The sequence below is a fragment of the Myxococcales bacterium genome (genome assembly GCA_016706225.1).
Classification (GTDB): Bacteria; Myxococcota_A; Polyangia; order Polyangiales; family Polyangiaceae; genus JADJKB01.
The window spans coordinates 568165-594086 of the sequence record JADJKB010000003.1 but is presented as its reverse complement, the minus strand read 5'-3'; the positions used below and the strand labels follow the sequence as shown (position 1 = coordinate 594086).

At 68.2% G+C, this 25922-nt stretch carries 14 protein-coding genes; 8 read left to right on the top strand and 6 right to left on the bottom strand.

Going from position 1 to position 25922, the window contains the following annotated elements; all coding sequences use genetic code 11:
- Nucleotides 1-75: 75 nt before the first annotated feature.
- Nucleotides 76-2289: a sulfatase-like hydrolase/transferase gene (locus IPI67_04355; GenBank protein ID MBK7579420.1), complete on the top strand. Its 2214-nt coding sequence runs from the start codon at nt 76-78 to the stop codon at nt 2287-2289.
- 201 nt (nt 2290-2490) lie between these two features.
- On the opposite strand, the gene IPI67_04350 is transcribed toward IPI67_04355, so the two are convergent.
- Entirely contained in the window at nt 2491-3108 is a 618-nt protein-coding gene (locus tag IPI67_04350; GenBank protein ID MBK7579419.1) for a class I SAM-dependent methyltransferase, read from the bottom strand.
- Nucleotides 3109-3133: 25 nt separating this feature from the next.
- Nucleotides 3134-4777 carry a B12-binding domain-containing radical SAM protein gene (locus IPI67_04345; protein ID MBK7579418.1) on the bottom strand — a complete coding sequence of 548 codons (1644 nt, stop codon included), beginning with the start codon at nt 4775-4777 and terminating at the stop codon, nt 3134-3136.
- A 313-nt stretch (nt 4778-5090) separates the two neighbouring features.
- Here IPI67_04345 and IPI67_04340 point away from each other — a divergent pair, with 313 nt between their 5' ends.
- Entirely contained in the window at nt 5091-6077 is a 987-nt protein-coding gene (locus IPI67_04340) for a hypothetical protein (protein MBK7579417.1), read from the top strand.
- Nucleotides 6078-6095: 18 nt separating this feature from the next.
- Nucleotides 6096-7463 (top strand): MFS transporter, encoded by a 1368-nt coding sequence (locus IPI67_04335; protein ID MBK7579416.1) that lies wholly within the window; start codon nt 6096-6098, stop codon nt 7461-7463.
- On the opposite strand, the gene IPI67_04330 is transcribed toward IPI67_04335, so the two are convergent.
- The 3 genes from IPI67_04330 to IPI67_04320 all read right to left on the bottom strand — a co-directional run bounded on the left by IPI67_04330 (nt 7433) and on the right by IPI67_04320 (nt 11148).
- Entirely contained in the window at nt 7433-8407 is a 975-nt protein-coding gene (locus IPI67_04330) for an ATP-grasp domain-containing protein (GenBank protein ID MBK7579415.1), read from the bottom strand. The two genes, IPI67_04335 and IPI67_04330, sit on opposite strands and share 31 nt — an antisense overlap.
- A 68-nt stretch (nt 8408-8475) precedes the next feature.
- Complete coding sequence (locus tag IPI67_04325; protein MBK7579414.1) at nt 8476-9516, bottom strand: putative zinc-binding metallopeptidase; 1041 nt, start codon at nt 9514-9516, stop codon at nt 8476-8478.
- 468 nt (nt 9517-9984) lie between these two features.
- On the bottom strand, nt 9985-11148 hold the full coding sequence (locus IPI67_04320) for an FAD:protein FMN transferase (GenBank protein MBK7579413.1): 1164 nt from the start codon (nt 11146-11148) through the stop codon (nt 9985-9987).
- An 89-nt stretch (nt 11149-11237) separates the two neighbouring features.
- On the opposite strand from IPI67_04320, the gene IPI67_04315 reads away from it, so the two are divergent.
- From IPI67_04315 to IPI67_04305, 3 genes are all read left to right on the top strand, one after another.
- The gene (locus IPI67_04315) at nt 11238-12413 is read left to right on the top strand and encodes a M20 family metallopeptidase (GenBank protein MBK7579412.1); all 1176 of its coding nucleotides are present in this window, start codon (nt 11238-11240) and stop codon (nt 12411-12413) included.
- On the top strand, nt 12410-13084 hold the full coding sequence (locus IPI67_04310) for a hypothetical protein (protein MBK7579411.1): 675 nt from the start codon (nt 12410-12412) through the stop codon (nt 13082-13084). The genes IPI67_04315 and IPI67_04310 overlap by 4 nt, the downstream gene beginning before the upstream one ends.
- Before the next feature lie 197 nt (nt 13085-13281).
- Nucleotides 13282-15450: an isopeptide-forming domain-containing fimbrial protein gene (locus IPI67_04305; GenBank protein ID MBK7579410.1), complete on the top strand. Its 2169-nt coding sequence runs from the start codon at nt 13282-13284 to the stop codon at nt 15448-15450.
- A 187-nt stretch (nt 15451-15637) separates the two neighbouring features.
- Here the strand turns inward: IPI67_04305 and IPI67_04300 are convergent, their stop codons facing one another.
- Complete coding sequence (locus IPI67_04300) at nt 15638-16852, bottom strand: hypothetical protein (GenBank protein ID MBK7579409.1); 1215 nt, start codon at nt 16850-16852, stop codon at nt 15638-15640.
- A gap of 317 nt (nt 16853-17169) precedes the next feature.
- Between IPI67_04300 and IPI67_04295 the strand changes: the two genes are divergently transcribed.
- Together IPI67_04295 and IPI67_04290 are read left to right on the top strand one after the other, a co-directional pair.
- On the top strand, nt 17170-21888 hold the full coding sequence (locus IPI67_04295) for an AgmX/PglI C-terminal domain-containing protein (protein MBK7579408.1): 4719 nt from the start codon (nt 17170-17172) through the stop codon (nt 21886-21888).
- Nucleotides 21881-25897 (top strand): VWA domain-containing protein, encoded by a 4017-nt coding sequence (locus tag IPI67_04290; GenBank protein ID MBK7579407.1) that lies wholly within the window; start codon nt 21881-21883, stop codon nt 25895-25897. Before IPI67_04295 ends, IPI67_04290 begins: the two co-directional genes overlap by 8 nt.
- The last annotated feature ends 25 nt before the right edge of the window (nt 25898-25922 follow it).

Below are 25922 nucleotides of genomic sequence, written 5' to 3'. Positions count from 1 at the left end.
GGCCTCGGCTTCGGCCCCGACCCGAACATGACCGATCGGCGTGAATCGCTCCCGGCCCCCCGCGCCTCCGCGCTGGTGGCAAACCTCCGCCGGCTCGGCGGCAGGTGGAGCTCGACCTCTCACGCCGGCTCGGGCATCACCGCTCGAGCCACCCGGGCTGCCCACGCCGCCGTGGTCCCATTGCTCGACACCGCGAGTGCGGCGGTCCTCACCGGCACAGTCGTTGCCGCTGTCGATTCGTGGTGGCGCTTCGCCGGGGAGCGCGACCCGAAGCTCGGGCAGGTCGTCGCGGTTTTCGGCCTCTACGTCGCGGCCGGCGCGCTCTTTGGGTGTGTCATTCACATGGGCTTGGCGCTCGAGCGGGAGATCCACCTGCGCCTGGCCGCCCGCAGTACCCGCCTGGCGCTCGCTGCGCGGCTGGCCTTCGCTGCGCTCGCCGGTGGTGGCCTCGTGTGGTCGACGACGTTCCGGGTGTTTGCCATTTCACGCATGCACGCGGGGGCGTTCGCAAAGTACGGGCCCTTCATCGTGGTCGCGGCGTTCTGTCTCGGAGCGATGCTGCTCGGCTCGACCGCCGCGTGGGCCAACCGCGCGCTGCGAGCGGGCCGACGATTGGGGCCGCTGTTCGTCGGCGTGATCGCCATCGCGGTCGCTGGCGCGTTGGTCTACGTCGATCTCACCGTCTACGTGGCGCTCTACTCGCGCATCCATACGCTGCTCGAGGCCATCGCGTGTGTGCTCGTGTTCACGACCGCGGGCGTGGTCGTACACTCTCGGAAGATCGGCAGGGTCCTCATCGGCCTGCGCGCCGTTGGCGTGACTTCTCTGGCGTGGCTGCTGCTCCTGACCACGAACGGGGCTGCGCGCGAGCGGCTCGAGCGCTCGCTGCGGCCGGTCTGGCTGCAGCCGATCTATGCGGGCCGGATGCTCTCCCGAGCGCAATCTCTGGAGGAGCTGTCGCGCCCGCCGGGTGAGGAGGGCGAGAAGCTCGCGGGCATTAGCCGCCTCGAGGAGCGCTTCGACATCCGGAACACGACGCTCGAGCCGGCCTGGAGCGCGCCCTTCGACGAGCCCGCCCCGCTCAAACAGCGCCTCCAGGCCGCGCGCCGCTCCCCGGCCCCGTACAACATCGCAATCTTCTACGTCGACACTCTGCGCTACGACGTCGCGGCCGACCCGCAGAGCATGCCGAATCTGAGCGAGTTCAACCGACAGAGCTTGCACTTCAAGAAGGCATACGCGGCGGGTTCTGACACGGTTCGGTCCGTACCTGCGCTCACCGGCGGGAGTCTGGCTGCGGAGCCGGATCGAAGCGTCGACTTCCTGGAGGTGGCCCGTCGCCGTGGCTGGCACCGTACGCTGGTGATCCCGCAGTCCGCCGATGAGTTCCTCGACAAGGAGCTGCCGGGCTTCGGCTTCGACGAGCGGGTCCGCGTCGACGACTACCCCTCGGTGCGGACCGACGTCTGGGGTTATGGCGCGGATCAACCGTCCGCCGGCAAGGTCGTCGACCGCTCGCTGGAGTGGATGAAGCAGAACAAGGACGGCAAGTTCCTGTTGTGGAGTTTCCACTTCGACCAACACAACTGGCGCGAGCTCAACGACACTCATGTCGCCGACGTCGCCCGGCGCCACGGCATGCCAGAGGGTCCGGGCATGCGACGCTACGCCGCCGTGGCGCGCGGCATCGACGCGGAGTTCGGGCGCTTCCTGCGCGGTCTGGACGACCTCGGTCTGCGCGACAAGACGATCGTCGTGTTCTTGTCGGACCACGGCGAGGGTGTTGGGCGCGATGGCTTCTGGGTTCACTCGATCTTCTTGTGGGAGGATCTGCTGCGGGTCCCTTTGGCCATCCGTGTGCCGGGCATGCGTCCCAAGGTGATCGAGGAGCCGGTCTCGCTGATGGATCTCGCCCCGACGCTCGCCCGCTGGTTCGACCCGAACGTGCCGACGAGCAGCTATCACGGCGAAGATCTGCTGAGTTACGCGGTGGGCGGGCGGCCGAAGCGGCGCCTGCCGCTGCTGATTCGCAGCGGCGACCGAGAGTCCACGTTACGCATCGGAGTGATCGAACCGGCTGGCGACTGGAAGCTCCTGATTCAGCTCGAGAGCGGGCTGCCGGAGCTCTACAAGCTGACGACTGCCGACCCAGACGGCGAAAACACCGCGGACGACGCGCCGCAGGAGACCATGACACTGCTGAACGAGCTCGTCCGCTCGCCGATCTTCCCGCGCCCGGACCCAAAACAGCTCGCCGGAGCGGCTCCGAAGCCCGGCGGCGGAGCCTAGAGCGCCGCACCGGTTGAACGTCGTTTGTTTTCCGGGACTTGCAAGGTGTTCGGCGCTCGCGCGCGGAGCGCGCACGGCCGAAGGCCGGGGGTTTGGGGCGCAGCCCCAACGTAAGTGTCCTAGAACACGAGCAGCGCAAGCTGATCGGTGTTCTAGCGAGTCGATTGACGAAGACACGGCCCGCGCGGCTTCAGGTCGCCGTCAGCCGCTACGGCGGCAGAAACAGTACACGAAGGACTGCACGCTTCCGGATGGGGTCTCGTGCAGCTCGGCGGCGCTCGCCCGCTTCTCGAACAGGTCACCGAACACCGCGTGAACACCATTGGCATCGTAGCGAGTCACCGACAGGCCGCTGCATTTCTCCGGTCCGTCGAGGCCGAAGGTGGCGACGAGCACGTGGCCGCCGGGTTTCACGCTGCGGGTGACCTGCGCCAGGTACGCGGAGCGCGCGCCCTCGTCGGTCAGGAAGTGGAACACCGCGCGATCGTGCCAGAAGTCCACGCTGCTCTCGTCGAGCAGCGGTGTGGTCACGTCGCCGACGATCCAGTCCACCTGCGCCGCGCGTGCGCCCAGGCGGTCTCGTGCGACGGCCAGCGCCGCGTCGGCGAGATCGATCACCGCCAGGTTGAGATGACCCGCGTCGAGCAGGTCGTCGACCAATGTCGAAGCTCCGCCGCCGACGTCCACGATCCTCGCGTCGTGCCCCAGCCCGCTCTCGCGAATGAATCGCAGCGACTGTTCGAGATGGGGCCGATACCAGCTGACCTCATCCGGACTCTTCCGGGCATACACGGACTGCCAATGGTCCTTCTCTGTCATGCCGGGCTCCGGCACGCAGCCTACCTCAGGCGGCGCCGCATGCACGCGAGGCGCTGGGCGCCGGGACGTGGCGGGCTGCGGCGTGCAGTGGGTCGGTGTTGGGTGTCTCGGCGCGCTCGAACCGCGGCCTGCCGTCGTCGCGATATCGCAGCTTGATCAGCTGGCGCATCAGCGTGCGGCGCGCCCAGATCCTGAGCGGGTCCAGGGCCGGAATGGCCCCGAGGGCCGCGCGCACGACTTCGGCGGTCAGGCGCCAGGTGGGCGGCAGCTCGATGTCCGGGTGCTCTGCCCTCAGACCGAGCAGCGCGCGCACGTGGTCGTAGTGGCGGAGCGCCCACGCGCGGCGTTCCTTCGGGGTGACTCGCGCTGGATCGAAGCCGGGGTGATCGGCGTACAGCTCCTGTTGTAAGAGCTTCACCTCGTGGTGGGTCAAGAGGTCGGTGTCCACGACACACTTGTCGAACAGCCGCAGGTCGTCGAAGCCGTGGGGCAAGACCCGCAGGTTCTTGTGCTCGTGGATCTTCTCGGCGAAATACGTCTTTGGCAGCGGCGCCAGCATCGTGATCTGAATGTGCTGGGGCTCGAGCCTCTCGAGCAAACGGCGAGTCTCGGCCACCGTGTCGCGCGTCTCGTCGAGGCCGCCCACCATGGTGTAGGCCCAGGTCTTGATGCCGGCTTCTTTGGCCCAAGCAAACGCCGCTTCACACTCCGACACCGTCGTGCGTTTGTTCATGGTGCGGTCGAGCAGGATCTGCGAGCCCGACTCCATGCCAAAACGCAGCTGCTCACAGCCGGCTCGGGCCATGAGCGCGAGCAGGGTGGGATCGACGGTGTCCACCCGGCTGTTGCACGACCAGCCGAGGTCGAGGCGGCGGTCGATCATCTTCTGACACAGCTCGGTGACCCAGCGCGAGTCGAAGGTGAACGTGTCGTCGCAGAACCAGATGCCGTTGATGCCGTGGCGGTTTTTCAGCCATAGAAGCTCGCTGACCACGTTGTCGGTCGAGCGGATGCGCACCTTCTTGCCGTGGATGTGATCGAGCACGGGCTGGCAATAGCTGCAGTCCCACGGGCAACCGCGCGAGGTGATCATCGTCAGCACCCGGCGGCCGAACAGGTACGAGTGCCCCATGGCCGCGATGTACGCGTCGAGGGCGTCGTAGCGGGAGCGATCGGGAAACGCCAGGCTGTCGAGGTCCGCGACGCGGGGCACCTCCGGGTCGAAACGGAGCTCGCCAGCGAGAGTATGCGCGACACCCGGCAACGCAGTGGTGTGCCCGTTTTCGATGTGGTCGAGCAGGCGCGGGAACGAGAGGTCGCCGTCACCGACCACCGCCGCATCGACCGATTCCTGGCCAGCGACGTCGAGCGGGTACAGCGTGGCGTGAGGCCCGCCCATCACGACCTTGGCACCGAAGCGTCGTTTCACTTCCTGCGCGAGCCGCAGGGTCTGCGGATAGGTGACACTCATGACCGTGAAGGCCACGACATCTGGGGCGAACTTGTCGAGCGCCGGCCAGAGGTGAGCCGGAGAGCGGGTAAAGCCCGTGTCGAGCACCCGCACCCGGTGCCCCGCGCGCGCTGTCGCCTCGGCCACATACAAGAGGCCGAGGGACATCTCCGAATCCCGCGAGAGGATCGGATTGACGAGTGCGACGTTGAGCGCCATGGGAGAAGAGTCCTCGCATGGTGGCAGCGCTCAGTCCGTCCCACAAGCAGCCGTTGAGCGGCCCAAACGCTCACGCGCGTGTGGCCTTTGGCGGCGGGAAGCTCGGGGGACTAGGTTTCTTCCGTGTCTGAGCGCAGCAACGGCAGTCCGAATCTCGTCCGCGGCCACGACCGCTCACGCCCACTCGAACTGGTGGCTTTTGGGGGCGGGGGGTGCCGCGGCCCGGCCCCCCCCCCCCGCGGGCCCGGCCCCGCCGCGCCGGCCGGCCCGCCGGGCCCCCGCGGGGGGGGCCGGCGGGGGGCCCGCCCGGGGGGTGCCCCCCGAGCTCGCTGCCATCGTGCCGAGCGCGGCGGAGCTGCCGCTCCGCGTCGGTGACAGCCACGACACCGCGTTCCTGTCGCGCCTCGCCACGGAGGCGAGTGTCATCTGCAGCACGGTCGGGCCCTACGCCCGCTACGGCAGCGAGCTGGTTTCGGCCTGCGCCGAGCCTGGGACGGACTACGCGGATCTGACCGGCGAGACCCAGTGGATCCGCCGCATGATCGATCGGCACCACGCGCGGGCCGAAGAGACCGGCGCCCGCATCGTGACCTGCTGTGGATTTGATTCGATCCCGTCCGACATCGGCACGTTCATGCTGCAAGAGCACGCCCTGGCCAGCTACGGGTCGCCCTGCACCGAGGTGAAGCTGTGTGTGGGCAAGATGCGCGGCAGCGCCAGCGGCGGAACCGTGGCCAGCATGCTCAACATCGTGGACGAGGTGAAGAAGGACCGGAGCGTCGTCCGCCTGCTGGGTCACCCTTCCTCCCCCCCCCGGGGGGCGGCGGGGTGCGCGCAGCAACGCCTTCTCGAGGGTTTCTCCGGCGACTCCCCCCCGCAGGGCACCATCAGGGCGCGTTGTCGGAATGGCCCCGGCCCCACGCCAGCTGACGCCGCCCCCGTGAAGGACACCATCCCGCCCCGCGCGCCCGTCCTGGGCGGGGCGGGCCCGCCCCGAACACCACGGAAGGGGCCGCCGCTCCACATCTTCGCGGCCGCGGGCGCCATTCGCCAGTGCTCGCTCAGGTACTCGTACGCCACGTTGTGGGCCTCCCGGCCCTGGCCTTCTTGGGTTTGGCCCGTCCCCGCGACGACGGCCGTGTTTGGCGACGGCGGCCTGCACCTCCTTCACGATCTCGTTGTGATGGGTGGCGACTTGCTGGCGGATGCTCGGGTGGATCTTGTCTTCGTCGAGGATGGGGCGCGGCATGGCCCCCTTGATGGGGCCGCGGCGCGCGGTGGGCAAGGGGGAGCTGACTAAATCGGTCGGATTTGCGGCTTGACCCGCCGGCCCAGTCCTTGGCGGAGCTGGACCGGCTGGGTTAGGCTCGCGTCCTTGTCAGCGCGTTCTTGGCCGAACGCGATGGAGCTCATGCAACCCAACTCGACGACCGGAGCGAGCGCCGCGTCGGAGCTGAAGGGTCGCAGCGCGGCGATGCCGTTCATCATGATCGCGGTGCTGATCGACATGATGGCGATCGGGATCATCATCCCGGTGCTGCCGATCTTGGTCGGCGCCTTCACCCACTCCCAGGCCGAACAAGCCTTCTGGTACGGCGCCGTCGCCTTTGCGTTCGGGATCGCCAACTTCTTCGCCTCGCCGGTCCTCGGCACGCTGTCGGACGCTTTCGGTCGCCGCCCGGTGATGCTGATCGGGTTCCTGGGCCTCGCGATCACCTTTTTTGCCACGGCTCTGGCGACCGAGCTCTGGATGTTGATCGCCGCGCGACTGGTGGGCGGCGCGATGCAGGCGAATGTCTCGGTGGCGAACGCCTACGTGGCGGACATCACGCCGCCCGAGGACCGCGCCCGCCGCTTCGGCCTGCTCGGCGCGATGTTCGGCGTGGGTTTCATCCTGGGTCCCGTGGTGGGCGGCCTGCTCGGCTCGATCAACCTGCAGCTGCCGTTCTTCGTGGCCGGCGGCCTGGCCCTCTGCAACCTGCTCTACGGATTTCTCGTGGTGCCCGAGTCGCTCGCGAGCGACAAACGGCGGGCGTTCGCCTGGAAGAACGTGACGCCGATCGCCTCGCTGCGGGGCCTCGCGCGAATCCAGGGGGCGGGCGGACTGATCGCGGTGATCGCCTGCTCGGGCCTCGCGCAGTTCGTGCTCTACGGGACCTGGGTGCTCTACTCGAGCTTCAAGTTTGGCTGGGGCCCGCGCGAGAACGGCTGGGCGCTGGCCGCGGCTGGACTGGTGTCGGTGATCACACAGGGGTTTCTTCTGGGGCGCCTGCTGAAGGTGTTCACTCCCGAGCGCCTGGCTGTGCTCGGGCTGGTATCGTCCACCCTCGCCTATCTTGCGTATGGGGCGGCCACCAAGAGCTGGATGATGTTCGTCATCATCCTCATGAACCTGCTCGGCACCACCGTCACTGCGACGATCCAGAGCATCATCTCGAGCGCGACGGACGCGCGCAGTCAAGGTCAGTCCATGGGCGCCGTCAGCTCACTCAACAGCCTGATGGCCGTGTTCGCCCCCGCTCTCGGCGCGCCGCTCTTGGCGATGGTCTCGCACTTCCCCAAGGGGGACTGGCGCATCGGCACACCGTTCTATTTCTGCGCGGTGCTCCAGGGTGCCGCGCTCGGACTAGCCGTCCGGCATTTCCGTCGGCAGCCTCAGGTATCCGCCCGCCACGCCGCCTTGTAGCTGCGACCGAGCGTGATGATCCTGTGCATCAGCGCCTCGTAGCTGACCCCGCCAACCTCCGCCGACTCGGCAAAGTCCTCACCGTAAGAGAGGTTCGGGTTGGGGTTGGCCTCCAGAATGTAGGCGCGCCCATCCTCGGCCAGACGCAGATCCATTCGGGCGTAGCCGGTCAGACCGAGCACCCGGTAGGTGCGAATGCACTGCTTGATGATGCGGGCTTCGACCCCGTCCCCCAGGTCCTTTGCGGCGTTCGTCTCTACGCCCAGCTTCTTCTGGTAGTCGTAGTCCCACTTGACCTTGGCCGTCGCGATCAGCGGCACCCGGTCGCCGCTCTTGGTGAATTGCAGCTCCCAGATCGGGAAGGTCTGGAGCCGGGTGTTGCCCACGATCCCGACGTAGAGCTCGCGGCCTTCGATGTACTCCTCGACCAGGGCATCCGACTGCACGTGGTGGTGCACGAACTCGACGCGCTCTTTGAGCTTCTCGTCGTTGGTGACGATCGACGCCTGGGAGATGCCCCGGGACGCCTCTTCGCTGACACTCTTGACCACCATCGGGTAGGCCATGCGCCGCGGGGGTTTGACCGCGCGCTTGAGCGGGTAGACCGCGAACTTCGGGGTCAGAATCCGGTGGTAGGACAGGATCTGCTTGCACAGACCCTTGTCGTGCGCGAGCAAGAGGCCGCGCGGGTTACAACCCGTGTACGGCTGCCGCAGGAGCTCCAGATAGCTGACGACGTGGGAGTCGTAGAGCGCGACGCCGTGGAACTCCTCGAGCAGGTTGAAGGCGATGTGAGGCTTCCACTGGTCGATCTCTTTGCGGATCTTGCTCAGGTCGTCCGACACCCCCACGGGTCGCACGTCGTGCCCCATGTCGCGCAACGTGGTGATGATGTCGAACTCGGACTTCCACTCCTGGATTTCCTTGTCGGTGTAGCCTTCCATGGACTCGGGCGGCACCAGATCTTCGTGGACCAGCACGAGCACGCGGAGTTTCTTGACTTTGGGTTTCGTCACAGGGCCACCCGATGAAATCCGCCGTGTAGGTAGTTCATTGTCTGGACCGTGACGAGCGCAACAGCCTCGCGCTGTGTCTGTTCGACCGGGCGATCGAGCCGCAGGTTCAGGTCGTGGCAACGCTCGATCATCTCTTCGAGCACCTGGTCGATGATGTACTGATATTCGCCCGTCCAGCGCGCGACCAGTTTTCTCAGGTCGGTGCGATTTCGTCGCAGGAAACCCGCGGCGGAGGGCTGGGTGGCGTACTCCGGCGAGTCCGAGAACAGCTTGCGCAAGGTCTGGTCGTACAGGTTGGGCAAGTTGATGTCGTACATCTCACACTTGCTCGCGTAGTGCTCCCCCAGCGTCTGTCTCAGCTTGCGCACCGGCTCGACCTGGGTGCGGACGGCAATCAGTGGTCTGACGTCGCGCACCTCCTGCATCAAGCCGGCGACGTACTCGATCTTCTTGATGACGGGCCAGCCTTCGTAGGTGGCGCGCCATTGGGAGCGCGGTTTGAGCCATACGGCAAAGGTCTCGGCGAAGTCCTCGGCCGGGTGCGCTTGAGCGTAGAACGGCTCGAGGTGCAGCACGTAGTTCTTGCTGTAGGGTCTTGGTCGATAGGTCTCCGGATACGGTGTCGAGTATTTGCCGAACAGGGTTCGGTACTGCTCGCGGCGGTGCAGGCGGTACGCGGTGTCGAACGCGTGGCCGGTCTCGTGGCGCAGGATCTTCAGACACCAGTCCTCCGTGCCACCCTCCACCTCCAGCATGTTCTTGCGTTCGAGAGCCGCAAGCCGCGGGTGCGCCAGGTAAAAAGGGATCGCCACTCCCGGTACGCCGTCCGGCGAGAACCACTCGTCCGACAGCCAGAAGTGCGGACGGAAGCGCAGGCCTCGGTGTTCGAGGTCCTCGTAGAGCCGGTTGATCCGCTCTTCGAGAACTGTGCCTTCGATCTCGAGACCGAGATCGCAGATCCGCCACGTGAGCAGCTCGTGTTCGGGCAAGCGGGCCCACGGCGGCTCGGCGCCCCGGCGGCCGTTGCCATTGTGCATGCGCGGCGCGGGGTTCCGGGGCTGCGACTTCACGACCGAAGCAGGCTAACCCGCTGATGGGCGATACGCCAACGCGGTCCGAGGGATCTGCGGGTGTGCGATCGAAGGGCGGAGTGTCCCTTCTGCTACCGTGCCGCTGATGAGGAGCTGGCTCACACGGCTGGCTCTGCTCGCGGCATCGGCTCCCTTGGTCGCTTGTGGTTCTTCGAGCGACGGTTCCGACGTCGGCCGGGGCAGCGCCGGCGCCAGCGGCAGCGGGGCGAGCGGCGGGGTCGCGGGCAGCGGCGGCGCTGCAACCGGGGGGCACGGCCGGGACCGGGGCGCTGGGCGGCATGAGCGGCAGCGGGGGCGCGAGCGGGATTGCGGGAGCGGGCGCTGGAGGTGGGCCGAGCGCCGCTGCGATCGACGGCAAACAGAGCAGCGCGTGCAACCCGCTGAGCGACGCCGCCTATCAAAACCCGCGGCGCTTTACAGCGCGTCCGTCGGCGGACGCGTGACCTTCACCTTGCCCTCGAGGCGGCGGCTGATGTGAACCTCGTTCTTCTTGTCCACGATCACGGCGCCGACGTCGGGCAGGGACTCGATCAATTCCAGCCCCTCTTTCGGGCCCAGAATGAAGACCGCGTCGTCGACCGCGTCGGCGGTGAAGGCGTCACCCGCCCAGATCGTCACGCTGCGGCACTCGGTGGCGGGCCAGCCGGTGCGCGGATCGATGATGTGGTGATAACGCTTGCCGTCCTTGACGAACGAGCGGGCGTAGTCGCCCGCCGTGGAAAATGCATGGTTCTCGAGCTCGATGGTCGCAAAAAACTGCGTCGCGGGACCGCGGGGATCACGGATGCCGCTCACCCAGGGTGAGCCGTCTGGTTTTCTCCCGGACCCGAAGAGATCGCCGCCGGCCTGGACCAGGAAATCTTTGACCTCTGCCGCTGTGAGCACACGCGCTGCCGCGTCGACCGCGTACCCCTTGGCGATGCCGCCGACGTCGATGCGCTGGCCCTTGCCAATGCGAGCGCGTTTGCCGTTCGGGTCTAGCTCGATCTTTCGGTAGTCGATCAGCTTGCGGCGTCTTTCGATCTCCGCTCGGCTCGGCAGTTTCGGCTCGGCTTCGGCAGCGTCGCCAAATTTCCAGACGTCGCTCATGGAAGCGAACGTGATGTCGAACGTGCCCTTCGACGTCTTGCCCGCCCAGATGCTCTTCTGAAGGACGTCCAGCGAGTCTTTGCCGAGCTCCACCCAGGTGCCGGCCTTGTCGTTGAGACTCTGGAGCTCGCTGGGGCGCCAGGTCGTCATCACGTCCTCGAGGCGCCGAATCTCCTCGACGGCATTCTTGATTGCGGTGCGGACCGCAGCTTCATCGGTGGCCGGCGTCGTGTAAGCGATGATGTGCACCTCGGTGCCCATGGCCGTGTTCACGACGTCGACCCGGGTGGGCGCCGAAACGACGACGGCGGTGCCGGAAGACGCTGGGGCGGTCGCGAGTGTAGACGGCGGAGCACTGCGGGTCGGAGCGTCGACCGAAGGCGCGGCGCGTTGTGCATCCGGGCGCTCGCAGGCGGTGCCCAGGCTGAGCGCGCCGGCGGCCGCCAGCACGAGCGGTGCGATGAACGGCGCGAGCCTCGGGTGGGGCACGTGGCCTTCCTACCGCACTCGGGCGGCGTTGCCCACACGGGCGCGGGTGCGCCGGAGGCGCGGCTGCTCCTGTGGTATGCCTCGGGTCGATGCCCATCGACCGCAGAGCGACCGACGCGTCCATCGACGAGCTCCGGGCTCCGCTCGTCGAGCTGTCGCAGAAGCTGCATGACAACCCCGAGCTGCGCTGGGAGGAGTTTCGCGCCACCGCCTGGATCACCGAGACCCTCGAGAACCACGGTGGGGTGCGCGTCGAGCGCGAGCTGTGCGGCTACCCGACGGCGTTCAGAGCGCGCGTCGGGGCGGGGGAGCGGCCGCTGATCGCGATCTTGGCCGAGTACGACGCACTACCGGAGATCGGGCACGCCTGTGGCCACAACCTGATCGCTGGCGGAGCCGTGGGGGCGTTCCTGGCGCTCGCGCGTCTCGGCACGGAGCTGCCTGGGGCGGTGGAGATCATCGGCACTCCCGGAGAGGAAGGCGGAGCCGGGAAGATCCGTCTGATCGAGAAGGGCGTCTTCGACGGCGTGGACGTGGCGATGATGTTCCACCCGTTCGACCGCGACCTCTTGGCGCACCCGGCCCTGGCCAGCAAATGGGTGGAGCTGCGCTTCAAGGGGACACCGTCGCACGCCTCGGCCGCACCCTGGGAAGGCAAGAGTGCGCTGACCGCCTGCCTCGAGACATTTCGGTTGATCGATTCACAGCGCGTGCATTTCCGCGATGGCGTGCGCGTGCACGGTTTCGTCACCAACGGTGGGCAGGCGGTGAACATCATCCCGGAGCACGCCGCGGCGGAGTTCTCGGTGCGGGCCCCGAGCAACGAAGAGCTCGAGCGGGTGCAGGGCATCGTCGAGCGTTGCGCGCGCGGGGCGGCGCTCGCCTGCGGCGTCGAGGTCGAGCTGTCGGTTCGTACCGGCTACCGCGAGATGAGGAACAACCTGACCTTGGCGCGCCGCTTCGGCGCGGCGCTCTCGAGCCTGGGTCGCCCGGGCCGGGAGAGCGACGACCGTGTGGGCGCCGGATCGACGGACATGGGTGACGTGAGCCAGGTCGTGCCGGCCATTCACCCCTATCTGGCGATCTGCGACGAGGGCGAGTCGCTCTGTCACGAGCACCGATTCCTGGAGTGCGCCGCGAGTGAGCGAGGTTTCGAGACGATGTTGGTCGGCGCCAAAGCGATGGCGCGCACGGCCCTCGATCTCTTGGACGACCCAGAGCTGGTGGCGGCCGTGAAGCGTGAATGGACGGAGAGTCGAACATGAAATCGAGTGTGCTGATCGTGTGCGGGGTGATTGGTCTGGGGTGTGGAACCCCGCCCGAGCCCGCGGCGCCGGCTGCAAAAGCAGACCCAGCGCCCAGCGCGACGGCCACCACGCCGGCAGAGCCCGTCGAGCCGTCGCCGAGCCCGAGCGCCGAGGCTTCAGCCAAACCTCCCGAGCCCGAGCCCGATACGAGCCCCCGTGAGGTGAAGTACGTGATGGCCAGCGGCAAGCTCGAGGTCATCGCCGAAGGCGTGCACTTCCGCCCAACCGCCAAGGCGGTCCGCGTCGGCGGCGGCTGGGGCGTTCAGATCGACGTCGAAGCCGAGGCCGAGGACGACAAGATGCACTCCCTCTTGCAACCGAAGTCCGGGGCACTCGCGCTGGCGGGCCAGCTGACCCGCAAGGCCGGCAAGGTCGAATCACTCGCCGACACACGAGATGGTGAGGATGAGGCCTTCGTCACTCCCGGGACGATCACGAAGCTCGTGGCGAAGTGGCCCAGCAAGGCCGGAGACAAACCCCTGGGAGCGGGCGACAAGATCACTCTCCAGGTCGGGCTCTGGGGCATCGGCGCGGACGCGAAATCGCGTCGACCGCTGAAGAAGTTCCTGAGCCTCACGATGCAGGTCGGCAAAGGTGAGCCGCGCCCGCTGCTCGCCCCGCCGGAGTGACGGCCCGAGGCCGCGCTCGGACCGCTCGAAACGCGGGAAGCGCCACCCCGGAACGCCAACCGAGGGTTGGCAGCCGGCGCTGTGGGGGCCACTCCGCCACCCAAGACTGGTAGAAAATACCGAGAATTTCCGCATGTGCCGACTTTACCTACATCGGCACACACATTGCTAAGGCATGGGAACGGAGGAAACCCCCCATGTCCCGCATCCATCTCACTTCGCTTCTCGCAGTCCTGACGGCGGCCCCCCTGGCGAGCGCCGCGTCCGCCCACCCGCCGAAGCTCCGGCACCAAGCGGACATGCAGGGCGACGCCGTGGTCATTGGTTCGACGCTGGCGTTCGACTGCGCCGCGGGCATGCCGGCGGCTCCCGCGGGCAGCAAGGTCTCGTGCTCGGGCGCAACCAACGTCGACGACACGGCACCCGATCTCTACTGGCGGGACAACGTTGCGAGCGGGGCGATCTTGCCGACCAAAGCTCGCACGAGCGCGACGCTCGCGCTGCCCGCCGGGGCTCAGGTTCAGTACGCGCGGCTCTACTGGGGGGCGTTGCACTCCGGGGCGCAGCCCGACAAGAACGTGACCGTCGACTCGGTCGGTGGTGTTCCGACGATCATCAACGCCGACGACTCGTGGACGACGTTCTACGGGTTCACGGAGCACCCGGACTGGTACTACTACCAGTCCACCGCGGACGTTACTCAGCTGGTGTCGTCGTGGGCAGCTTCCGATTTTCGCGTGACGGACGTCGACGCGATCCAGATGTCGAACATCGACGCTCACCTGGCGTTCTCGGCCTGGACCCTGGTGGTGTTCTACCAGCGCACGGGTGAGGAGCTGCGCAACCTCGCGCTGTTCGACGGTTTCACCCACGTAGCGCCGGAGTTCGGCCTCGGCAACGCCGCGGTGAGCCTGTCCGGATTCCTGGTCCCAGCGGGCTTCACGGCGCGCATGACCGCGTTCACCTACGAGGGCGACACGGTCTACACGGGGGACCAGCTGCTCTTCAACGGACAGCTGCTCAGCAGCTCGGGCAACCCGAAGGACAACTTCTTCAACAGCTCGCGTACGTTCTTCGGCAAGCCGGTCAGCGGCGCGAACGACGTGCCGAAGCTCAGTGGGCAGGCAGGCACGATGGGCGGTTACGATCTCGACACCGTCGACGTCAGCAACCTGGTGAAGGCCGGCGACAAGAGCGCCGCGCTCTCCGCCGAGTCCGCCAAGGACAAGTTCTTGCTCGGCGGATTCGTGACTGCCATCACCAACAAGTCCCCGGATTTTCCCGATTTCGCCAACGTCGCCGTCGATCTGGACGGTGGCGTGCTGCTCGAGGACGACGTGGTCGAGTACACGCTGACGGCGACCAACAGCGGCAACGACGCCGCCGTGAACAGCGTGTGGCAGGACGTGTTGGACCCTCGCCTGGAGCTCGTGCCCGGTAGCCTGACCAGCATCGAGAACGGCGCAGCCGTTCCCTTCACCAACGCTGTGGGTGATGACCGTGGCGAGTGGGACCCGGCAACCGGCACGCTGCGTGTGCGCCTGGGGACCGGGGCCAGTGCAACCAAGGGTGGCCAGATCGCCGTCGGAGCGGGCTTCGAGATCCACTTCCGGGTCAAGGTGAAGGCCGAGACCGGCTCGATCCCCAATCAGGCGAGCATCGATGCATCGGGGCTGGCTGGCGGTCTACCGAAGACCTGGCTCTCGGACGGCGACCCCCTGATGCCGGGACCGCAGCCGACCACCGTGACGGTCGACGAGTGCGGCAGCAACATGGACTGCCCCGCGAACAAACCCTTCTGCGATCTCGCGACCCACACCTGCCAGCCCTGTCAGACGGACTCCGAGTGCACGGATCCGAACTTCCCCGCCTGTCAGTCCGACGGTACCTGTGGCGAGTGCTCGGCGACGAACACGTCGATGTGCCCGTCCAGCGCTCCGGCCTGTGTCGGTGGCAAGTGTTCGGCGTGCACGCCGGGTCCGAACGCGCCGGAGTGTGTGAACCACCCGGACGGTCCGGTCTGCCTGGTGAATCCCGAGCCGGTTTGCGGTTGTGATACCGACGATGACTGCGGCGGACCGAACAGTGGACGCATCTGCGAAGCTGACAAGTGTGTGGAGGGTTGCCGCGGCTCCGGTGGCAACGGTTGCCCGACGACTGAGCAGTGTTCGAGCACGACCGCCGAGGCTGGCTTCTGCGGACCCGTACCGCCCCCGCCCGCCGCGGAGCCGGAGTCGGGTGACGACGGCAGTTGTGGCTGCGCGGTGCCCGGACAGTCCCGCTCGAGCGGCCTGTTCGCTGCCCTTGGCGCCCTGCTCGGTGTGCTCGTGATGCGCCGCCGGCGGTCGGGGAAGGTAACGCGCTGAGCGCTCTGACGCAGCCCAGTGCACACGGGCGTCGCTCGCACCCACGCGGTGCGGCCGGCGCCCGCGGTGCGTTCGGAAGCGAGCTGCGCGGGGGAAGCTGCGTCGGTTCGGCGGCACGCAGGCCTGCCGACTAACTCACCTGACGCACGCACGCGCAAATTGGGCTGCCGCAACGCGCCGCGCACCGTCATTCACAACGACGGAATGGCAATCCGTCGATGCTCGGTCCGCCGGCCGCGATGCAGCTCGACCCCGAAGTGCAGAGTCCGTCCTCGGTGCAGTCGCGCGAGCACTTCTTCGCCGTACGGTTGCAGTATCCGAAGAAACAGTCGGCGTCCTTGTTACAAGCGGCGCCGACGGCTCCGGCGCCGAGCGCGGGCAGGCACAGGCCGATGCGGCTCGAGGCGCTGACTGAACCCAGCGCGCTGCACAGGAACCCGGACGGGCAGCCGCCACTGTATCGACACGAGTCCACGCACGCGTCGCCGGCCACGCCGTCCGTCGTGACAAGCGACGAGCAGTTCACCGACGGCGGGTTGGGGATGGTGAAGGCGTTGAAGTCGATGTGCTGTCCGTCACCGCACACGTTCACGACCTGGCTGGCCAGATTGCAGGCGTATTGTGCTGGAACGGAGCCCCCTTCGAGGGGACCGTAGATGGCGGTCGCGCCGCTCGTTGGGCGCCGGCACAGCCCGTCACAGGTCCATGCCGCCATGCCGGCGGCGCGCACCGGGCAGTCGGCGGCAGTGCTGCACGCGAGAGTGCAGCCGGCCACGACCAGGTTCGCCGAGGTGTCACAAGCAGCGGGGGCAATGCAGCCCGTCGTGTTGTTGGTGTCGCAAGGCTCTGCAGCCTTCACACACACCTTCTGCCCCGACACGGCCATGCAGCCCCAGCCGTTGGGACAGTCGGCCCCCGAGCTGCACACCGAGGTGCAGTACTTGGGTGCGGTGATACACGCATACTGGCACTCGGCGGCCTGCGTGCATGCCTTGCCGATGTCACTGAGCATGCAGAACTGCTCGCTGCCGATGGCCTCGCAGCGGCTGCCGCTTGGACACTGAGCGGTCGGTCCGATGGCGCCGCACGTGCGGGTGCAGCGCTTCGCGAGACCCTTGCCGAAGGGACGACAGAGCATCCCGCTGCCGCACTCGGTATCCGAACCGCACAGGTCGAGCTCGAGTTTGTTTCCTGCCGTGCCGCCGCCGCCGCCGCTCGGCGCGCCGCCGCCGTTCGGACCGCCGCCGCCGCTCGGCGCGCCGCCGCCGCTCGGTGCACCGCCGCTCGGTGCACCGCCGCTTCGGCGCGCCGCCTCCCGTCGTGCCAGCCGCGCCACCGGTGTTTGTAGCTCCGGTCCCGGCGGAGCCATCGGGTGAGCCGCCGCCCGTCCCTGCGCTGCCATCGGACGGGGGATCACAGCGCCCGATCTGGGTGTTGCACACGAGCCCGAACTGGCAGTCGATGTCCAACTTGCACTCGGCGACACACTCGCCACTGATACACTGGGCGTAGGCGCAGTCGCTGTTTCGCTCGCAGTCACTCCCGGCGCAGGAGCCGACCACGGCGCTGGGCGAGAAAATCAGCAGCGTGAGCGCCAGAATTCGCGCGAAATGCCACATTCCCCGGCAGCATAGCAGCGCTCGCGCCGCTCACAGTCCCCGGCGTATAGTCCCGCCCCCGGGGAACTTTCGGAGGCGCCATATGGTCTGGCTACGCTGCATGCGACCGAATATCGCTAGGCGCTTCAGCGTCTGGCTTGGGTTTTTTGTTCTGGTTCTGTCGGCGTTCGGCTGCGGACGCGGTGAAAAGCCGCTGGCGCCGCGTAGTCAAACGTGGGCAGAGCTGCGCACCGTTCGGCGCTCGGTGCTGGTGACACCACCCGACGAAAAGGAGCGCGCGCCCTACCCGCGCGAACGCCTGGTCGACGGCGAGCGGGTCAAGGTTCAGGCGGGTGGGCTTGCCTGGCTGCGGCGCGACGCTGGGGCCACGCTGCTCGTTCGCGGCCCCGCCGAGCTGGTGCTCTACGCCGACAGTCTGAAGCTCGAGTCAGGCCGCATCTTCATCGACTCGCCGGCGGGTCCCGCGACCGAGATCGAGACGCCGAGCGGCAAGCTCCAGCTGGCCAAGGTGCGCGCAAGCCTCGACGTGACGAATGGCACCACCGAGGCCTACGTGCTCGATGGTGAGGTTCGCCTCGGTGGGGCAACTCCGGCGCGAGCCGGCGAGCGACTGCTCGCGGCCCAGGGGGCGGCTGCGAAGGTCGAATCCGTCAAGGTCTGGGAAGACTGGACCGGCGGTCTCGCAACGACCGATCCCGTCGCCGCGCCGGCGCCGTTCGGTGTGGGCACCGTCGGCGCGCGTCCGCCCGGCGAGCTTGGCGCACCGCGCTTTCCGCTCGCGATCCAGGTGCTCGACGTCCGAGTCAGCATCGACGGCGACTTCGCCGTCACCGAGGTCGACCAGCGCTTCTTCAATCCGAGCTCGAAGGTCGTCGAGGGGATCTACCGCTTCCGTGCCCCCACGGGCGCTTCCATTCACCGCTTCGGGGTCGATCGCGGCGGCGAGCTGGTCTGGGGGCGGGTCAAGGAGAGCGCGGCCGCCGCCGCGCAGTACCAGTCCAACGTCTACGCCGGCTCGACGGAAGATCCGGCGCTGCTCGAGTGGGAGGGACCCGGTTCGTACCGGGCGCGCCTCTACCCCATCGGCCCCGGCGAAGCCCGGCGCGTGGTGGTGCGTTACACCGAGTGGCTCCCGCGCAACGGCGAGAAGGGTGAACGCCGCCACTACGTCTACCCGATGGCGGCGGAGGGTTCGGAGGCGTCCCTGCCGAGCATCGAGGAGCTGACCATCAAGGTCGACCTCGCCAAGGCGCGAGCGAAGGACGTGCGGGTCGGCATGGCCGGCACACGCCAGGGCACGGAGCTGATCGTACGCGGGCAAGACTACACACCGCGCGCCGACCTCTCGGTAGAGCTGTTCGACGAGGGCATCTCGGCGCTCGGTGCCTATCAGTCGAAACACCAACCCGACTTGAACGTGCTCGCGCCGGACGGACGCACGGAAGCCAACAAGGCGGCCCTCACCGAGGCGGGCTACGTCTTGGTTCCGCTGCGCGCGACCGACATCCCGACCCAGGCGGGTGGGCTCGATCTGGCGATTGTGGTGGATGCGTCGGCGGCGAACGACACGTCGAGCATGGCGCTGGCACGCGCCGCAGCGCTCGGGCTGCTCAGCCACCTGGGTGATGATGATCGAGCCGTGGTCTGGGCGGGTGCCGACGCTCTGCGCCCGCTCCTGCCCGATGCAACCGGGCTGGTGAAGATCGACTCCACGCTGCGACAGCGTTACTCCGCGGCGCTCGCGAGTCTCGAGCGGGGCGGCGCGACGGATCTGGGCAGCATGCTGACCGAGGCGGCAAGTCGTCTCGATCCTGCGCGGCGCGGGATCGTCGTCTACATCGGCGACGGTCACGCGACCGTCGGCGAGCTGAGCTTGAAAGAGCTCGAAGAACGCATGGGCAAGCTACCCCGGCCGCCGCGCGTGTTCACCATCGGCGTAGGTCGCGACGTCGATCTGGCGCTGCTCTCGGGCCTCGCCAACGGCGGTTTTGCCGCGCGGGTTGACGATGCACACGGCGCCGCCCGGAACGCGCTGGCCGTGCTCGAGCACGCGGAGCGTCCAGCCTGGCTCGGCACCGAGGTGGATCTCGGCGGGGACGTGGAGCGGATTTATCCGCGCGGGTCGAGCGCGCTGGTCGCGGACGAGACCGTGGTGGTCGTCGGCCGTACGTCGGCGGCGACGCCGAGGCGCATCATCGTGACGACCCGCGACGGCAAACGTGAGCTGCCGCTGTCGCCGCGTGCGCTCGACGACCAGGGTGATCTGCGGCGGCGCTGGGCCGAAGCCCGGCTCGAGGAGCTCTTGAAAGAGAACTCGGGGCGCGCCGCGATGGTCGACGTCGGGACTCGCTTCGGAATCATCACCCCGGTCACGTCGTATTACGTGCCAACCGCGAAGGAGCTGGCTGAGGAGCGCCGAATGGCGCGCAGCATCGAGGACCGCGAAGAAGAACAGGTCGAAGAAACCTCGGCCGACAACAAAGAAGGCGGCACCGGAACTCGCGCCAAGGGTGAGGAGGGTTCGATGGGGAACCCCAAGGGGGGCTCGAACCGGCGTTACGGCGTGGCCGGACCCGCGGACAATCGCGACCCGCACATCGCGCGACAAGCCGCCCTGAAGGATGCTGCCGAGTTCGGCATGATCGGTCTCCTCAACACCGGTGCCGGTGGCGCCCCGCCGCCGGCGACGGACTCGCTGGCAAAACCGACCACGGCCGCGACAGCGGCTGCGAGCGCTGCGACGACGCCTGCAGCGGGCGAAGACCTGCCCGCGGCGGAGGCCCCGGCGCCGGCTGCGCCTTCGGGCAGAGACGACGGGAAACCTGCTGAGAAGAAGGTGGCGGGCAAGGCCGGCAACACCTGGGGTGACGAAATCGGCGACGCCTACGGCGCTGGTGGGCTTGGGCTCTCTGGCGTCGGGGAAGGGGGTGGCGGTCGAGGCGAGGGCATTGGCCTCGGCTCCGTCGGCGCCCTCGGTCACGGCGCGGGCACGGGAACGGGGCAAGGTTTCGGCAGTGGCCACGGTCGCCTCGGCGGGGCGCACGCCGCCCAAGCACCCAAGCTGCGCATGGGAGCACCTCAGATCAGCGGTCGACTGCCGCCCGAGGTCGTGCAGCGCATCATCCGCCAGAATTTCGGGCGCTTTCGGCTCTGTTACGAGAACGGGCTCAAGAACAACCCCAACCTCCAGGGGCGCGTCGCCGTGAAGTTCGTCATCGACCGACAGGGCGCGGTAGCGAACGCAACCAACGGTGGTTCGGATCTGCCCGACGCGAGCGTCGTCTCCTGCGTGGTGAGCTCCTACACCGGCCTGTCGTTCCCTCAACCCGAAGGCGGCATCGTGACCGTCGTCTACCCGATCATCTTCTCGCCGGATGGGCCTGCCAAACCCGAGCCGGACCCCGCGCCCGCGCCGTTCATCCAGATCGGCATCGACGTGATGCCGCGCTTCATCTTGCGCTGCAGTGACGCCGCGGATCTGCCCCTCGCCGAGCGCGTCACACTCTGGCGCGAGCGGCTCACCCGCGTCGCCGGCAGTCCGGGCGGTGTGCTGGGTGTGTACCAGCGTGCGCTCTCCGGCTGTGAGGCGCCAACCTGGACCGAGCGCCGGCGCTTGCTCTCCATCATGCTCGACGCGCTCGGCAACGTTCAGCTGCGAGTGGGTTTGTGGAAGCTGATGAAGGGTGACGTCACTGCGGCCGACACGCTGTATCGCGGCATCGTGGCGCGCATCAAGACGGCGCAGCAGATGCGGGAATTGCACTCGGCGCTGGGGCTGAAATCCATGGACCCGGGGCTGCTCGAGAAGCTCTTGCGCGAAGCCAAGAGCCCGGCGGATCGCGCCGCCAAGCTGCGGGCGCTCTCGAGTGAGTGGCCCGACGATTTCAAGCTTGCCCTCGACTTGCTCGACGCCGAGGAAGATGCGGGTGACTTCTCAGGAGCGGGAGCCCTGGCCGAGCGGCTGCGAGCGCGGCCCGGTGTGGACGCGCATGTTCGCACCGCAATCGGCGAGTATTACCTGCGACGTTCGTTGGCCGAGAAGGACGCCAAAGCGAAGGCCGAACACGAGGCGCTGGCCCGGCGCGCTTTTGGTGAAATCGTGGAGTTCTCTCCTGACGATCCGGTGGCGCGCCGCCGATTGGGAGATCTGTTACGCGCTCACGGTTGGTTCGCCGACGCGCGCCGGCAGTATGAGACCCTTGCGACGCTGACCCCGGACGATCCGAGCGTGGCGCTGTTGCAGGCGCTGGCCGCTCAAGGTGAGGGGCAGCTGGAAGCGGCGGTGCGCTGGACGGAGAAGGGTCGCGGCGCCGGGGCGCCGGATGTCGACTCCGGGCCTGCTGCGACCGCACGGGCTTTCGCGGCCACCTTCCTGGCCTGGGGACGACTCGACGCACGCCAAGGCAAACGGGAAGAGGAGGTTGCGCAACTCCTGGCCCGCGCTGAACAGGTCTTGACCTCCGAGCGCGCCAAGTCGGGCAGCGGTGCCCGGGCCACGCTCACCTGGGCGCATCCGGAGCTCCACCCGGTGCTCTACACGAACGCGCTCGGCTCTCCGATGCCCGCTGCGGAAGGTGACGTGACCCTCGGTGTCGCGCAGGCGCGGCTCCCGTCGAAGGGTGATCGCTGGGTCGAGATCCGCATCGAGAAGGACGAGGTCGAAGCCGCGGCGCGGCTCGGAGCTGAGGTCGTGCTGACCGTCGTGTTCGATGAGCTGGGCAAAGGTGAAAAGATCGTGCGTCTGCCCGTGCGCTTCGAGAGCGGCGGACCGAATACGTTGCGCTTCAACCTCGGCGCCGGTGAGGTGACCCGTGGCTAAGGCACTGCGCGCTCTGGCGCTATTCGCGGTCGTCGCGCTCGTGCTCGCTGGTGGTTTCTTCTTGGTGCGGCCGAAGGCCACCCGCAGTGCCATCACCGTTGCGGATCTGTCGGTCGTTCACCCCGGCGTGAAGGTCGACGAGATCGAGCGCCGTGGTCTGGTGCGGCTGCGCTCCGGGCAACGGCTCGTGACGGATGCCCAAGGTCGCGCCCGACTGCGGCTCGATGACGGCACACTCGTTCTCGTCGATCGCTCGACGGAGCTTGGTATTGGCGACGGCAAGGTCGAGCTCAAAGCGGGCCGGGTGTTCGTCGAGGGCGCGGCGGCAGCGCGCGCCGAGATCGTCGTCGGCGACGCTCAGGTTCGCCCTGCGGCGGCACGGGTCGGGTTCGAGCGACGGGACGGCGGAGCGCGGGTGTACGCGGCGAACGAAGAGATCGTCGTTGTCGCCGGCAGTACCGAGCACAAGGTGCGCGCCGGTGAGTCCGCGCTGATCGACGGCGCAAACGTCAGCGTGAAGGCCGAGAAGGTGTTCGACGACTGGACGGGTGGGCTTGCTGCACCCTGGGGCGCGGCCGGTCCGCCGCGGCGCGCCGTGGGTGAGCTGTGGGGTGCGGACGAGGCCTCGGGTCCGGGGGATCCGGGCTCGCCTCTCACCATTCGTTCGCTCGACCTCGAGGCCAAGCTGCAGGCCGAGGTCGCCGAGAGCCGGGTGACCACGACCTATTTCAACGGTGGCAGTCAGGCTGTGCGGGGCGACTTCCGAATGGCCATACCGCCGACCGCGATCGTCTCGCGTTTTGCCGTGTCTCGGGGCGACGCCGTCGAGGAGGGCAGCATCGCCATCGCTTCACGCGAAAACACCGTGCTTCGCCCGGAAGGCGGCGCGCTCCTCGAGTGGGCCGGCGAAGGTTGGGTTCGCGGCTATCTGCCCTCCATCGCCAGCGGTGCGGCGATCACGGTCATCATCGAATACATCGAGTGGCTGCCGGTCCGGCACGAGGGCGGCAAGCTCGTTTCTCAGTATCGGTATCCGCTGGCGGCTCCGGGCGAGGCCCCGCTCATCGGCGAGTTCTCGCTGCACGTCGACGCTTCCGGAGCCAAACCGCGGGCCGTGGCGGCGAGCTCTGGCACCAACGTGAGCGGGACCGACGTTCGCACGCGGCGCCCCGATTTTCGCCCCACGGCGGACGTGGTGGTCGACCTCGAGCTTCCGCCCTGGGACTCGAATGCTCGGATGTACGTCGCGCAGAAGTCTGGCGACGAGGACGCGAGCACGGTGCTCGTGCGCGCCGATCTCCCCGATGTCGGTCCGGATGTCGGCGCGACCCTCGCGCTCGTCGTCGACACCTCTGGCAGCGCCGAGGCCGCCGAGCTGGACGTCTCCAGAGCCTTCGTCCGCGCCGTGCTCGACGCGCTGGGTGATCGCGATCAAGTCGTGGTGCTCGCCGCCGATCAGACGGTGCGTTCAGTCGGCCCGGCCGCCATCGGCCCGCTGGACGCCGCGCGCAAGACGGCAATCCTCGACGCGCTCGGGAAGCTCGTGCCCGGGGGCGCGACGGATCTCGGCCGCGCGCTCGAAGCCGCAGCCGACGCCCTGCCGGCCGACGCACCCGCGGGGGTGGTCGTGTACGTGGGTGATGGCTGGGCAACGGTTGGCGATCCCGACGTGAAGAGCATCGAAGCGCGGCTGTCTCGGCGCGCGGGCGGCAAACCACGGGTTGGTGCCGTCGCCGTCGGGCCGACGGCGCACGTGCGTGCGCTCAGGGCGTTGACTCGAACATCAGGGCCCATGCTGTTCGTCTCCGACTCGTCCGAGGCGACAGCGGCGGCGACGGATCTGGTTGCGGATGCACTGCGACCGGCGTTCGCCGGCGTCGAGCTGTTGCTCGGCCCCGAGTTCGAACAGGTCTACCCGCGCAGTGCGCGGGCGGCCTTCGCCGGCACCACCCTCGAGGTGGTCGGCAAGGTCCGGGGGCGTTCGCCGAGCTCGATTTCACTCAAGTGGCGTGACAAGGCCGGCGTCCACGAGGACGCCCGCCTGGTCTCGATCCGCGTGGCACAGTGGCCCGAGGACGTGAGGCGCCGCTGGGCGAACGCTCGCATCGATGAGCTGCTGCTCGCTCGGCGCGGGCGTGAAGCGGTGACAGACGTGGCGCTCAAGGCCCACCTGATGACGCCTTGGACCGGGTTTTCCGCGTCCGGCGGCTACATCGCGACGGCGCTCGAAGCGCGGCAGCTCGACGTGGCGCTGTCGGATCTAATCCACCCCTGGGAGGACATCCCGGCCTTCAACAGCAGCGGCGACTTCGCGCTGGGTGCCCTGGCAAGCATCCCACACCCGGGCAGAGTGGAGGACCGCGCGGACGACAAGGAGCTCGAGAACGCGGTGGCGGCGGCGGCCGCCTTCACCATCGATGGCGCGATGTCCTCGGTGCGGGCGTGCCGCGACTCGCGGGCCGCGCTTCGGCCCGAGCTGGCCGGCACGCTGCAGGTATCGCTCGCCATCGACGGCAACGGGCGCCCGAGCGACATCAAGGTGCAAGGGGTCGGTCCCGAAGCCAACGACGCCGCGCTCAACCGCTGCGTGGAGGTTGCGCTCGCGGGGCTCTCGTACCCGGAAAGTGGGCTCGGCACGAAGGTGCGGGTGACCCGCGACATTCTCCTGCCGCCGCCGCGGGCCGCGCTCCGGGGCACGAAGTGTTCGTCGTTGTCTCAGATGCCGATGCCGCTCAGGCGCGGAGTGTGGCGTGTACGGCTCGGGACCGAAGGTCCGCTCGACGTCTACCTGTCCGCCAAGCGTCAGTGTGAGCTCCGGGGCTGGTCCGATCGTCGCGCCCTGCTCGAGATCATATTGCTGGTGCAGGTCGACGGTGTGCAGCGTGTGCAGCTCGCCCGTGCGCTCGACACCGCTGGCGAGGTAGAGGCGGCGGCGTTCTTGCGACGAGAGGCGGTGCGCCGGGCACGCTTCGCCAGTGAGCTCGCGCAGGTGAAACAGGCGCTGGTCGGCAGCGAGAGCTACCCGATGTCGGCATTGCAGAAGCGTTACCGCGCCGCGAACAGCGACGATGCCCGCTTGGCCGTCGTGCGCAGGTTCCTGACTATTGCACCGCACGATGGCTTCTTGAAGGCGCGGCTGGTCGCGCTGCTCGAGGCGGTCGGCAAGAAGGAAGAGCTGATCGAAGAGGCTCGACGCGTGCGGCTCGATCCCTTCGCTTCCGCGGAGGTCCTGGCGGACGTCGCCAGTGCGCTTCGGCGACTCGGCAACGAGGACGAGTCTCGCCGCACCTTCGGTGAGCTCGCCGAGCGCGCTCCGGCAGATCCTTGGGCCCGGGCGTTCCTCGGTGACCGCCTGCGCAACGAGGGGCTCTTCGACGATGCCAGTCGCGCCTACGCGGCGCTGGCAGAGCTCGCTCCGGACGAGCCAGCGAGTGTCATCCGTACGGCGCTGGCGCAAGCCGGGGCCGGCCGCCTGGATCTGGCTCGCCGCATGCTGACACGGGTCATCGAGACCGGAGGCCGCTCTGGTCAGGCCTCGGCGAGCACACTCGCTGGGCACGTCGCGGCGGCGCTCTTGTCCGAGGCGCGCGGTTCCGCCGGTGCAGCGAAGGGAGAGGCGGACGCGCTGACCTTTGCTGCGCTCGAAGTGCCACGCTCCGAGAAGCGGAACGTGGTGCTGCTCAGGGCGCCGGCCGCGCTCCCGCCCATCGAGGCCAAGATCGTGCGGCACATGGGCAACGAAAAAGAGGACGTCCCGGTCGAGATCGCCGCCGCCGCGATGGGTCTGTATGCGCTGGCATTCGATCCCAACGGGGCGGAAATCGAGCTCTCGATGACGCGCGGCGAGGAGCTTCAGCCGGCCAAGAAGTACGTGGTCCGGCTGGAGACCCTGGTGCCGTCGACCTCGTTCGGCGCGCCGCCCAGCCTCATCGCTTCGGAGGTCGAGCTGCCGGCGACTGGAAAGCCCGTCACCCTCCGCTGGTCGGAGAGTGGCTGGGCGGTGAAGTAGTCGGGACCGCGTGGTACTCTAACCG